The sequence below is a fragment of the Brachybacterium sp. GPGPB12 genome, assembly GCF_038396325.1.
GTDB lineage: Bacteria > Actinomycetota > Actinomycetes > Actinomycetales > Dermabacteraceae > Brachybacterium > Brachybacterium conglomeratum.
The window spans coordinates 3,728,514-3,740,792 of the sequence record NZ_CP149573.1 but is presented as its reverse complement, the minus strand read 5'-3'; the positions used below and the strand labels follow the sequence as shown (position 1 = coordinate 3,740,792).

At 70.1% G+C, this 12,279-nt stretch carries 9 protein-coding genes and 4 pseudogenes; 8 read left to right on the top strand and 5 right to left on the bottom strand.

The genetic code is table 11. The annotated features are described in order from the left end of the window. The first annotated feature begins 8 nt into the window (after window positions 1–8). Entirely contained in the window at window positions 9–644 is a 636-nt protein-coding gene (locus WKH84_RS21760) for a thioredoxin domain-containing protein (RefSeq protein ID WP_341857005.1), read from the top strand. A 62-nt stretch (window positions 645–706) separates the two neighbouring features. Here WKH84_RS21760 and WKH84_RS21755 read toward each other — a convergent pair. Together WKH84_RS21755 and WKH84_RS21750 are read right to left on the bottom strand one after the other, a co-directional pair. Further along, a pseudogene (locus tag WKH84_RS21755) lies at window positions 707–832 on the bottom strand (IS256 family transposase); the annotation flags it as partial. Between the two features lie 22 nt (window positions 833–854). After that, the gene (locus WKH84_RS21750; protein WP_341855081.1) at window positions 855–1,706 is read right to left on the bottom strand and encodes a LuxR C-terminal-related transcriptional regulator; all 852 of its coding nucleotides are present in this window, start codon (window positions 1,704–1,706) and stop codon (window positions 855–857) included. A 215-nt stretch (window positions 1,707–1,921) separates the two neighbouring features. On the opposite strand from WKH84_RS21750, the pseudogene hxlB reads away from it, so the two are divergent. Both hxlB and hxlA read left to right on the top strand, forming a co-directional pair. Further along, window positions 1,922–2,374: pseudogene (hxlB, locus tag WKH84_RS21745) on the top strand (6-phospho-3-hexuloisomerase); the annotation flags it as partial. 53 nt (window positions 2,375–2,427) lie between these two features. After that, window positions 2,428–3,052: pseudogene (hxlA, locus tag WKH84_RS21740) on the top strand (3-hexulose-6-phosphate synthase). 265 nt (window positions 3,053–3,317) lie between these two features. Here hxlA and WKH84_RS21735 read toward each other — a convergent pair. Further along, a complete protein-coding gene (locus WKH84_RS21735) occupies window positions 3,318–4,511 on the bottom strand; it encodes an alcohol dehydrogenase catalytic domain-containing protein (RefSeq protein ID WP_341855080.1) in 1,194 nt (397 codons plus the stop codon). Window positions 4,512–4,736: 225 nt separating this feature from the next. Between WKH84_RS21735 and WKH84_RS21730 the strand changes: the two are divergent. The 5 genes and pseudogenes from WKH84_RS21730 (at window position 4,737) to WKH84_RS21710 (ending at window position 11,404) form a co-directional block, all read left to right on the top strand. Further along, window positions 4,737–7,414, top strand: a pseudogene (locus WKH84_RS21730) (excinuclease ABC subunit UvrA). Between the two features lie 631 nt (window positions 7,415–8,045). Then, window positions 8,046–8,594, top strand: coding sequence for a type 1 glutamine amidotransferase domain-containing protein (locus WKH84_RS21725; protein ID WP_341855079.1), 549 nt, complete (start codon window positions 8,046–8,048; stop codon window positions 8,592–8,594). Window positions 8,595–8,601: 7 nt separating this feature from the next. After that, the gene (locus tag WKH84_RS21720) at window positions 8,602–8,913 is read left to right on the top strand and encodes an antibiotic biosynthesis monooxygenase (protein WP_341855078.1); all 312 of its coding nucleotides are present in this window, start codon (window positions 8,602–8,604) and stop codon (window positions 8,911–8,913) included. Between the two features lie 353 nt (window positions 8,914–9,266). Next, window positions 9,267–10,565, top strand: coding sequence for an MmcQ/YjbR family DNA-binding protein (locus tag WKH84_RS21715; protein WP_341855077.1), 1,299 nt, complete (start codon window positions 9,267–9,269; stop codon window positions 10,563–10,565). After that, window positions 10,520–11,404: an endonuclease/exonuclease/phosphatase family protein gene (locus WKH84_RS21710; protein ID WP_341855076.1), complete on the top strand. Its 885-nt coding sequence runs from the start codon at window positions 10,520–10,522 to the stop codon at window positions 11,402–11,404. The genes WKH84_RS21715 and WKH84_RS21710 overlap by 46 nt, the downstream gene beginning before the upstream one ends. A gap of 87 nt (window positions 11,405–11,491) precedes the next feature. Here the strand turns inward: WKH84_RS21710 and WKH84_RS21705 are convergent, their stop codons facing one another. Both WKH84_RS21705 and WKH84_RS21700 read right to left on the bottom strand, forming a co-directional pair. Further along, window positions 11,492–11,641 carry a hypothetical protein gene (locus WKH84_RS21705; protein ID WP_341855075.1) on the bottom strand — a complete coding sequence of 50 codons (150 nt, stop codon included), beginning with the start codon at window positions 11,639–11,641 and terminating at the stop codon, window positions 11,492–11,494. Next, window positions 11,611–12,066: a hypothetical protein gene (locus WKH84_RS21700; RefSeq protein ID WP_341855074.1), complete on the bottom strand. Its 456-nt coding sequence runs from the start codon at window positions 12,064–12,066 to the stop codon at window positions 11,611–11,613. The genes WKH84_RS21705 and WKH84_RS21700 overlap by 31 nt, the downstream gene beginning before the upstream one ends. Window positions 12,067–12,279 lie beyond the last annotated feature (213 nt).

Sequence of the window (12,279 nt, the reverse complement as noted above, 5' to 3'; positions counted from 1 at the left end):
CGCTGGGCGTGCTCGTGGCGATGGTGCTCGCCACTGTTCTGGGCTGGTTGATCTTCAAGGTCGCGGCCCGCCGGTGGGGAGAGGAGACGGCGGATCTCCCGATGACGCTCGACTCTCCGGTGGACCCCGAGGTGGATCACATCCGCGGACCGGAGGACGCCCGGCTCACCCTCGTGGAGTTCGTGGACTTCGAGTGCGAGTACTGCGCGCACGCCACTGGCTCATGGGAAGACCTGCACGGGCGCTTCGGTGACGATCTGCGCTACGTCGTGCGGCATCTGCCTCACCATCCTCACGGCCCCCTCGCCGCACGGGCCGCCGAGGCGGCCGCGAAGCGACAGATGTTCTGGCCGTGGCTCGACTTCGTGTTCACTCGGCAGGACGCGCTGGAGAGCGAGGATCTCATCGGCTACGCGGCTGAGCTGGGACTCGATGTCGAGGCGTTCATCGAGGATCTCGACAGCGACGAGGTCGCTGCGCGGGTGCGACGGGACATCGCGAGCGCGGAGGCGAGCGGCGCCAAGATGACCCCGACGTTCTTCATCGAGGGTTGCCGGATGGTGGGCAGCTATGACGCGCGCTCACTGACCGAGATGCTGGAATCCAGCCGTCGCGGGGGCCGCACCCAGGCGGCGAGGGCCTGAGGCCGATCCGCGAAACCGGAACACGGTGGGACGCGGGCCGTGCCGGCGCGTATCAGTCACAGCTGCGCGTTCACCGGTTTCGCGTCGGGCTGGTCCTGGACGGCGTGCGGCATCGCCTTCACCGCCGGCCACCAGCTCTTCGAGGTCACGCCCATGAGGCTCGCAGCGCAGCGGGTGCGACACCGTCGCCGACGTGCGGACCGAGGCCCGCTATCGTGTCTGGGCGCTCGGAGAGTGCGCATCATGGGAGTGAGCGATGCTTGCGAGCTCGGCGCGCGTGCGGGCGCCGTATTTCCGCAGCAAGTTGGCCACGTGGTACTTCACGGTGTTGGCCGTGATCCCGAGCTGGTCGCCGATGCGCTGGTTCGAGATCCCGGTCGCGACCAGGCGCGAGACCTGCTTCTCGCGGTCGGTGAGTTCCTCGGCGCCCTCCACGGTGAGCGCTGCGCTGGGTGGGTCCAGTGGGACCTCGATCCGCGCCGTCGTCCCCCAGCCCGGGGTAGTCTCCACGTCCATGGCTCCGTCGAGCGCCGCCACTCGCTCCACGATCGGACGCAGTGTGTCGTCGTGCGCCGTCACCGCGATTCCCCCGTCGTCACGGACCTCCATCAGAAGGTTGCGGCCATCGCAGTCCCAGCCGATCCGGGCGCGTGCGGCGTCCGCGCGGTCCATGAGCGAGAGCACTGCTGTGCGGGAGATGGCGCGGGCTTCCCGAGCGACCGGTCCCGGCGGCGCCCGTCCTCGCGCAGGAGGCTCTGCGAACTGGACCTGCAGGGGCCCGGAGCGGATCAGAGGACGCAGTTCGGTGCGCAGGCGGGAGAATGCCTCGGCTACCGGCTCGAGCACGCTCTCCTCTTGCTCATGGACCGAACGAGCACGGATGAGTGCGGAGGAGGCGATCTCCGTGGCCTCCCTGCGCGCGGCCGCATCCGCGAGTCGGCTGGAGCGGAGCACGGCGAGGATCGATTCGAGGGTGACCGCATGTTGATCAGCCTGCTCGGTCAGGGCACGGTCCCGCGACAGGGAGCGGGCACGTTCCAACGGGGTAGGGAGGTCGCTCACTCCCCTACTCTAGCCCGACCTGGGAGGCCCACCCGATCGGATGGGGCGCCCCGCTCATCGGGCGAGCAGTGGACCGCCGCGGACCGGCCCAAGATGGTCGACATGGAAGAACGAAGCATCCAGGATTCGCTGACGCGGATCGTCAACGAGATCGAGGGGGCGGCTGCCCCCTTCCCGACGCGCCCGCGCTCGCGGCCGCCGTCGAACTGACAGCGAACGCCCGGCGGGTCTTCGTCCACGGCGCCGGACGCTCCGGGCTCGCGCGCGGATGACGGCCATGCGCCTCATGCACCTCGGGTCGCAGGTTCACGTCGTCGGTGAGACGACGACCCCGGCGATCGAAGAGGCCGATCTGCTCGCTGACCGCCAGCGGTTCCGGCACGACCTCGGGAGTGGTGAGCGCGGCCGAGACGGCACGATCCGTCGGTGCCCGCGTCATCGGGATCACGACCGACCCCGAGTCGCCGCTTGCTCAGCTGTCCCACGCTGTCCTGGTCATCCGTGCGGCGACGAAGACGGACCGGTCCGAGCAGCAGTCGGCCCAGTACGCCGGCGACCTGTTCGAGCGACTCCTCGTCCTCGTCGGCGACGCTCTCTTCGACGTCCTGTGGCAGAAGAGCGGACAGAGCGCGGATGCGCTCTGGCCCCGTCATGCCAACCTCGAATGACCTTTCTTCCCCGTTCCATCATCGACACCACCACGAGAAAGAGACACCCTGACATGCGACTGCAGTTCGCCATGGACACCCTGACCACCGAGTCCGCCCTCGACCTCGCCGCGAAGGCCGCACCCCACGTCGACATCCTCGAGCTCGGCACCCCTCTGATCAAGAGCGAGGGCCTCGCGGCGATCACGGCGGTCAAGGCCGCCCACCCTGACAAGACCGTCTTCGCCGATCTCAAGACCATGGATGCCGGCGAGCTGGAAGCTGACATCGCCTTCTCCGCCGGAGCCGATCTGGTCACCGTGCTCGGCGTCGCCGGTGACAGCACGATCGCCGGAGCGGTCGCCGCGGCGACCAAGCACGGCAAGGGCGTCGTCGTCGATCTGATCGGCGTGTCCGACAAGGCCGCACGGGCCCGAGAGGTCGTCGCCCTCGGCGCCGTCTTCGTGGAGATGCACGCCGGCCTCGACGAGCAGGCGGAGGACGGCTACAGCCTCGACGCCCTGCTCTCCGCCGGCAAGGCCGCCGAGGTCCCGTTCTCCGTCGCCGGCGGCGTCAGTGCGGACTCGGTCGAGGCCGTCCAGCAGGCAGGAGCAGACGTGGCCGTCGCGGGCGCGCGCCATCTACAGCGCATCGGACGTCGCCGCCGCGGCCGCCGCCATCCGCTCCGCCATCAGCTGACCACCGCCCTCCGCATCCCGTGGAGAGGGGGCAGGTGACGGCACGCCCGGACCCTGTCCCCTCCCACCGGGTGCGGTGGACTGATGCCGCAGTCGATCCCCGCGTGGCGCGGCGCGCCACGTGACCCTCCTCCCCGCAGGGGGTGCCGAGGCGGGCCCGCGCCGGGCATCGTCCAGGACGGGATCGGCGACGGATCCGTGCACAGAGCCGGCCCGCGACCGCCGCTGGAGCGACGATCGCGGGCCGGGTGTATGACATCCCTGAATCAGGCGGGGATCATGCCATGCGGGTCGATGATGTACTTCTCCGAGACTCCGGTGTCGAACTTCGCGTAGGCGTCGGGGGCCTCGTCGAGGCTGATGACCTGGGTGTTGAGCATGTCGCTGAGGTAGGGCATGCGGTCCCACAGGATCGACATCATCAGCTCACGGTTGTAGTGCATGATCGGGGCCTGGCCGCCGGAGATCCGAGGCGACTTGATCCACGCCTTGCCGAAGTCGAGCGGGTAGGTGCCCTCCTGCTCGGCCTTGGAGGAGGCCAGCGGGTCGGGGCCGTAGACGCCGACGATGCCGGTGGCACCGCCTGCGCGGGTGGCGTCCATGACCTGGTTGATGGCGTGGGCCGGGCTCATGTCCTCGGCTTCGCGGCCGATCCCGTGTGCCTCGTTGCCGACGTAGTCGACGGCGCAGTCCACCATGGGCTCGCCGAGGATGGCCTCGATCTGATCGGTCAGCGGCACGTCCTGGTTGAGGTCGATGGTCTCGCGGCCGTTGTTCTTCATCAGGTCCAGCCGGTCCTGGTGGTAGTCACCGACGATGATGCAGGACGCGCCCAGAAGACGGGCCGCCGCGGCGCCGCGGCGTCCCACAGGTCCGGCGCCGGCGATGTAGACGGTCGAGCCGGGCTTGGCCCCGGCCTCCATGAGGCCGTGGAACGCGGTGGGCAGGATGTCCGAGAGCAGGGCGAGGTCACGGATCTTCTCCATGGCCTGGTCCTTGTCGGGGAAGCGGAGCGACTGGAAGTCGGCGTAGGGGACGAACAGGTACTCCGCCTGTCCGCCCTGGAAGTCGCCCAGGTTGAACCCGTAGGCGCCGCAGGACACGTCGGGGTTCACGGTCTCGCACACCTCGGTGTGGCGGGCGCGGCAGTTGCGGCATCGGCCGCAGGCGACGTTGAAGGGTACTGAGACCAGGTCGCCTTCGGAGAGGAACTCGACGTCGGAGCCGATCTCGACGACCTCGCCGGTCATCTCGTGCCCCATCACCATGCCCTGGGGGACTGGGAAGGAACCGCGGTAGATGTGCAGGTCGGAGCCGCAGATGTTGGTGGCGACGATCTTGAGGATGACGCCGTGCGGGGCGCTCTTGCCGTTCGGCATCTCGAGCTTCGGGAAGTCGAGGGTCTCGACGCGCATGTCCTTGACGTTCTGGAACACGACGGCGCGGTTGCTGCTTGCCATGACGATCTCCTCCGGTTGTGGATGGCCCGGTCGCGGAAGTGCCACGGTCATTCGGATGCCCGTCGCCTGCGACCTCGGCTCTCGTCGAGCATAGGGCAGAAGGAACCTCGTCCTCCACCGAGGTGCCCGCCGTCGCTGCGGCTACAGGCGCCACGGGCAGGTGGACCGTGGAGGACCGGGCCATCCTCCGACCGATCGGTGGAACGCGTTGCTAGTGTCGCCGGCATGGTCGAAGCACGCTGGTCCGCGCCGTCGGACTCCACACCCGTTCAGCCCGACGTGCAGGTTCTCGGCGCGCGCGAGCACAACCTCCAGGACATCGACCTGACGGTCCCCCGCGACGCTCTGGTGGTGTTCACCGGCGTCTCCGGCTCAGGAAAGTCCTCCCTGGCCTTCGGAACCCTGTTCGCGGAGTCCCAGCGCCGCTACCTCGAGTCCGTCGCCCCCTACGCCCGTCGCCTCATCGACCAGGCAGGCGTCCCGGACGTCGACTCCATCACGGGCATGCCGCCGGCCGTCGCTCTTCAGCAGCGGCGTGGGGGCCGCGGCGCGCGGTCCTCGGTGGGCGACATCACCACGCTCTCCTCGCTGGTGCGCATGCTCTACTCCCGGGCCGGCCACTACCCCGATGATCAGTCGATGCTCTACGCCGAGGACTTCTCCGCCAACACGGTGCAGGGCGCGTGCCCGGAGTGCCACGGCATCGGCCGGGTGTACGAGGTCACCGAGGACATGATGGTGCCGGACCCTTCATTGACGATCCGCGAGCGGGCCATCGCCTCGTGGCCGACGGCCTGGCACGGTCATCAGTCGCGCGATGTGCTCGTCGCGCTCGGCTACGACGTCGATGTGCCCTGGAAGGATCTGCCGAAGGAGGATCGGGACTGGATTCTCTACACGGACGAGACGCCGTATGTCCCGGTCCACTCGCGGCTCACACTCTCCGAGGCTCGGGCCGCGACCGCGGCGGGCGTCGAACCGAGCTACTCGGGCACCTTCGTCGGCGCGCGTCGGTACGTGCTCGACACGTTCGCGAACACCAAGAGCGAGTCGATGAAGCGACGCGTGGCGGAGTTCCTCTCGGTCGCTCCCTGCCCTGCCTGCCATGGGAAGCGGCTGAAGCCGGAGGCCCTGTCCGTGACGTTCGAGGGTCTCGACGTCGCAGATCTCTCCGCGCCGCCGCTCGCGGAGCTCTCCACGCTGATCGACCAGGCGGTCGAACGGGCCACCGGCGCTCTCGACGGGGCCGAGTCGGCGGGCCGCTCAGGTGGCCAGGCTGACCGACGCGACGCCGGGCGCGCGGATCGACGCCGGAGGATCCGCCCCCGCGGCCGTCGAGGACGCGCGCATGTCGCCTGACCGCTCGGTCGAGAAGCTGGCCGCGACAGCGCGATTGGGCGCGGAGCTCGTCAACAGACTGCGGCCGATCATCGACCTGGGTCTGGGGTACCTCTCCCTGGGCCGCACCACCCCCACCCTCTCCGGCGGCGAGCCGCAGCGACTGCGACTCGCGACCCAGCTGACCTCTGAGCTGTTCGGTGTGGTCTATGTGCTCGATGAGCCGTCCGCGGGTCTTCATCCGCAGGACGTCAGCGCTCTGCTCGGCATCCTCGACGGGCTCAAGCGCCGGGGCAACAGCCTGTTCGTGGTGGAGCATTCGGTGGATGTGATGCGGCACGCCGACTGGCTGGTCGACATCGGGCCCGGCGCGGGTGAGCGCGGCGGCCGCGTCGTCTACAGCGGGCCCTACGAAGGGCTCGCCGAGGTGCAGGAGTCCGTCACCCGCGGCTATGTCTTCGGGGGCGCGGCCTGCCCCGCCGGACGCCTCGCGAGCCGCAGGGATGGCTGAGGCTCGAGCACGTCACGCGCAACAACCTGCGCGACGTGACGATCTCCTTCCCGCTCGGGGTGTTCACCGCCGTCACCGGAGTCTCGGGATCAGGCAAGTCCAGCCTGGTCAGCCAGGCACTGCCTGCGCCGCTCGGCGAACGGCAGGGACGAGCAGACCAGGCGGAGGACGCCGCCCCCGCCGAAGGGGACGAGCTCCTGCTGTCGGACGAGCCCGACGAGCTCGAGGGAGAGATCCGGGGCGATGTCGCCGGGGTGCGCCGCGTCGTGAGCATCGACCAGAAGCCCATCGGTCGCACCCCGCGCTCGAACGTCGCCACCTATACGGGCCTGTTCGACCACGTGAGGCGGAGGTTCGCGGAGACGCCCGAGGCTCGCGCTCGCGGGTACAAGGCGGGCAGATTCTCCTTCAACGTCACCGGCGGTCGCTGCCCTACCTGCAAGGGCGAAGGATCCGTCATGGTGGAGCTGCTCTTCCTCCCCTCGGTCTACACCGAGTGCCCTGACTGCCACGGCACCCGCTACCAGTCCAGCACGTTGGAGATCGCCTGGCGCGGCCGCAACATCGCGGAGATCCTCGCCATGAGCGTCGAGGAGGCCCACGACTTCTTCCACGGCGAGTTCGACATCATGCGCTCGCTCACGGCACTGGTCGACGTCGGCCTCGGATATCTCCGACTCGGACAGCCGGCCACCGAGTTGTCCGGAGGTGAGGCGCGCGGGTGAAGCTCGCCTCCGAGCTCCAGCGATCCCAGCGCGGGGACACTCTCTACGTCCTGGACGAGCCGACGTCCGGGCCGCACAGCGCCGATTCCGACCGGCTCGTGACCCATCTCCAGACCCTCGTGGATGCAGGCAACACCGTCGTCGCGGTCGAGCTCGACATGCGCATCGTCGCCGTGGCCGACCACGTCATCGACCTCGGGCCCGGCGCGGGAGATGATGGCGGCACGGTGGTCGTCTCAGGGACGCCCGCGCAGGTCGCCTCGTCCGGAGCCGGTGCGTCGGCACCGTACCTCGAGGCCGCGCTCCGGGAGGCCACCTCCCGGATGTGAGAGTCGGAAGGCTGCGACGTAGGCGAATACCTCGCGCAGAGAGCGCACCGGACGAGCAGGTCGCCTCGCCAGATCGGGAGCCCGGGCGCATGCCTTCCCAGCGCGGTCAGCAGGCTCTCCGCGTCGCCCTGCACCCCGGGCCGGCGAGCAGGGCGACGCCGGGCCGGGGCGCGGGCTCGCGGGGGCACGACGCACGAGTCCGACGGGAACCCGCCGGGTCGTGCCTCCGCCGTCTTCGGCGGGCTCTGCAGGGCCCGCGGGCGGCATCGGAGTCGTCGACGTCTCCGCGTCCCGGCGTCCCGGCGTCCCGGATGAGATGGCCACGTGCGCCCCGTCCCTGACGTGCGAGGTCTACACTGGCTGAGGGGCAGACGCTCACATTCGGCCGGGCCCCGGCGAAGAAGGCCCACCGTCGATGGCGGAACGTCAGCGACGACCTCCGGGCCGAAGCTTCTTCTCCGTCCCCCAGGACCCGGCCCGAGAATCGGCGACCACCACCTGCCGAGACCTCGATGAGCGCAAAGACGACTGCACGCGAGTCGTCCTGCACCCGAACCACGCTGTCCGATACGGACAGCGTGCGGCTCGCTCCCACGGGCAAGCCATCATCTCTCGCAGAACGGAGCAGAACATGGCAGACGAATTGCATGGCAAGCGGATCGCGATCCTGGCCGCGGACGGCGTCGAGCGCGTGGAGCTCGAGCGACCGCGACAGGCTCTTCAGGACGCCGGGGCCACGACCGTCTTGCTCTCGCTGCACGAGGGCGAGATCAAGGCACGCGAGAACGACCTGGACGAAGCCGGGACATTCTCGGTCGATGCCCTGGTGAAGTCCGCCTCGGCCGACGAGTACGACGCCCTCTTGCTTCCCGGCGGCACGGTCAACCCCGATCAGCCGCGCGTGGACACCGACGCCGTCGGATTCGTGCGCGACATCATGGTCGCCGACAAGCCGGTCGCTGCGATCTGCCACGGACCGTGGACGCTGATCGAGGCCGGTGTCGCGAAGGGTCGGACGCTGACCTCGTACCCGAGCATCCGCACCGACCTGCGCAATGCCGGAGCGAACGTCGTCGACGAAGAGGTGGCGCGCGACGGGAACCTGATCACCAGCCGCTCGCCCGAGGATCTCCCGGCCTTCAACGCCGCGATGGTCGAGCTGTTCAGCCAGGACAAGTGAGGAAAACATGATCAACACTGCATTGTCAGTCATCGTTCACGCCAAGCCGGGGAAGGAGCAGGACGTCGCGGACTTCCTCCGCAGCGCCCGCCCCATCGTCGAGCAGGAGGAGGGCACGCGAGCCTGGTTCGCCCTGCAGTTCGATGAATCCACCTTCGGGATCTTCGACGTGTTCCCCGACGACGAGGCCCGCCAGACCCACCTCTCCGGTGGCGTCGGTCAGGCACTCGCTGCACAGGGAGCTGATCTGTTCAGCACCGAGCCGAGCATCCAGAACGTCGACGTGATCGCGTACAAGGCGCCCGGCGAGACCGCCTAGAGCATCAGCATCGATTGACATCGGGGTGCGGCCCCGATCGGCTCCACATCCGTGGCCACGGCTGTGGAGCCGATCCCCGGGCCGTCCCGATCCAGGACCGTGCGAGTTGCGCCGCCCGCTGGCGGCCGATGGTCCCCTCAGCGGGGCACCCAGACCGTCATGCCGCCCCGCTGTCGCATCAGCCCCTCCTCGATGGTCGTCAGGACAGTCTTGCCTCCGTGGCGCCGCGCGCCCTCGACGGGCCGTCGCCCAGGCCCACGGTACCGGCGCGGACCTGCGCGCGCTCGAGGGGTCCCCGGGGGAGCTCGGGGTCGACGCACTCCCGTTCCCGTCGGATCCCTTAGCCTCGCTGCATGTCTCCGACCACCGACCCGTCGGCCCCCGCGCCCCGCCCTGAAGACCACTCCGACGAGCCGCCCTCCTCGAGCCGCTTCCAGCGCCTGGACGGGCAGGCGGTGCGCCGCTCGGCCGCGGCGCTCGAACACCGGATCATGACCCGCTTCCCCGATCGCACTCTGTGGGAGGTGTGCCGGGAGGTGGTGGGGCTCGTGGACGAGATCAACGCCGGCACCGGCATCAGCCGCCGACGGGTGCGGCTCGCCCGACTTCTCTCACGGCTCGCGATGCTCGCGGTCGCGCTGTTCCTCGGCGGGGCTGTCGCGCTCGCGGCGGTGGACCTGTTCGCGGAGCGCGACGTGCTGGGCCCGCTGGACGTGCTCCCGCCGCTCGAGACGATCATCAACGACCTCGTCTTCGGCGGGATCGCGGTGTTCTTCCTGATGCGGATCCCCGAGCGGATGGAGCGGGCGCGCGTGCTTGCGGATCCTGCACCGCCTTCGCTCCCTGGCCCACGTGATCGACATGCACCAGCTGACCAAGGTGCCCGAACGCCTCGAGCGCGGCTCGCGCGCGGACGGCGGGCTGGACCTGGACCGCACGGAGCTGACCCGCTATCTCGACTTCTGCACGGAGATGCTCTCGCTCGTGGGCAAGAGCGCGGCGCTCTTCGCGGAACACACCACGGACGGGGACGTGCTGGATGCGGTCGAGGGCATCGAGGCGCTCACCTCGGACATGGCCCGCAAGGTGTGGCAGAAGATCGGCATCATCCAGCAACAGGGATGAGAGAAGAGACGATGGACGGGACCGTCCTGCAGGAGACTGTGCGGGCCCGGGCGCTCGAGCTACCCGCTGCGGCGTTCGAGATGCCCTTCGGTCCGGGCTCCGAGGTCGCGAAGGTGCTCGGGAAGATGTTCCTGCTGCTCACCGAGGTGAAGGGCGAGCCGATCGTGGTGCTGAAGGCCGAGCCGCGCGACGCGGAGGCGCTCCGGTCGACGCATCCGGAGATCACGCCCGGCTATCACATGAACAAGCGGCACTGGATCACGCTGAGCCCCGGCGGGCTCGAGGCGGAGTTCGTGCGCGAGCTCGTCACGGACTCCTACCTGCTGGTCGTCGAGACGCAGCGCCGCAGGTGCGGCGGCCGGTGGATCCGCAGACCTTCCTCGCCGCGGAGGGCGGCACCGGCTCCTCCTCGACCGACGGACCGGCGGCATGACGGGTCGTGCGGTCCGCGGCCCGGGCTGGGTGCTTGCTGGTGCTGGGGGTGCTCTGCGCCGCGTCGCTGCTCGTGCCGCGGCAGGTCACCGTGATCCACACCTGGCACGGGTACCTCATCGCCGCCGCGTCGTTCATCCCGATGCTCGGGGTCCCGCCGCTGGTCGCCGCGCTCGGACTCGTCTTGCTCCTGCGCGCCCGGTGGCGACTGCTCGCCGCGACGCTCACCCTCGTGCTCGCAGCGGTGACGGCCTGGCCGATGCTTTGCCCGGACCGGAGCGGTCGGACACCCCGCAGGTCGCCCCCGAGGGGACGCTCACCGTGCTCTCGTCGAACATCGAGTACGGCGGCGCCGACATCGACGAGATCAGCCGTCTCGCCGAGCAGGGGGTGGACGCGATCGCGGCCGCAGGAGGTGACGCCGGAGTTCGAGGAGGCTCTCGAGACGTCGGGCCTGCTGGAGGCCTTCCCGCATCGTGTCGGCACCGCCCGCGACGGCGCGGCCGGGACGATGTCGCTCTCCCGCACCCCGGTCGAGCTGGTCGACTCCACGGCGGGCACCGTCTTCGACAACCTCCTCGCCACCACCACCATCGACGGCACGCGCTGGCACCTCGGCGTGATCCACACGGCGCCGCCGCAGATGGGCGCGGAGTCATGGACCGCCGATGCCGCTGCGGTCGGCGAGATGGTCTCGCTGGACACCGAGGAGAACCTGCTGCTGGTCGGGGACTTCAACGCGATCGCGCAAGATCACACGATGCGCGAGCTCATGGCCGACGGCTCCCTGCGCTCCCTCGCCGCCCCCGGAGGGGCCGCGGGGAGGGGCTGTGGGAGCCGACCTGGCCCGTCGGTCGCAGCGTGCCGCCCTTCGCCCGGACCTGCCATGCGCTCGTCGGCCCCGGTGGCGAGGGCCCCGTGCCGAGCCGCCTGACGATCCGGGGCGCCGACCACAAGGCGCCGCGGGTGCAGGTCTCCCCGGTCGCGCAGGGCGGGGTCTGACCTTCCCCGTCCGGACGGGTCAGGCGGAGGTCGTCAGGCGCTCGGGGACCAGCTCGGCGCCCTCGACGCCGGCGAGGAGGCCGGGCGCGATCCGCTCACCACGGCGGACGATCGTCAGGCCGCCGCGCTCCTCGAGGATCACGAGCTCCACCTCGGCGGGGTCGAGCACTCCCCCGATGCGCAGTCGATCGTGCGCGGCCCGGCCTCAGTCAGCCCACGTCGGCGCAGGGCCTCTGCACGGTCGCTCCCCTCGAGCATCACGACGCTCGGGCGGCGACGCACGGCCGCGGGCAGGACCGGCGCGATGCGGCGGAACGTCCCCATCAGCGCATCCATCACCATCAGCGTGTTGAGCGCGAGCAGGGCTGCGAGCATCGTCGGCGACTCCCCGAGCATCGAGCGCGCACTGACCCCGCCCACCACGGCGAGCACCACGAAGCTCGCCGTGCTCATCGTCGCCATCAGCCGGGTGCCGGAGAGATGCACCAGCGGCGTGAAGAACAGGTAGAGCACGATCGTGGAGAGCACCACGCCCAGTGCACCGGTCCAGCTGATCCCGAGATAGTCGTGCCAGAGCAGGTCCAGGTCGATCATGTGCGCCATTATCACCAGGCGACGGGGGCCTGCCGCGCGGAGGCTCTCAGCGCAGCACGGCGCGGCGCACCGTCGAGCGGCAGGAGGACGGGTCCGGTCATCCCGGCCGTCTCTCGCGGCGGCCGCGGCGGCGGGCCCGCGACTCCTCCCGGACCCGCCGCCGTCGCTCGTCGGTCGGTGCTCTGCCCGCCCCTGTCGGCCAGGCCCTCGGGG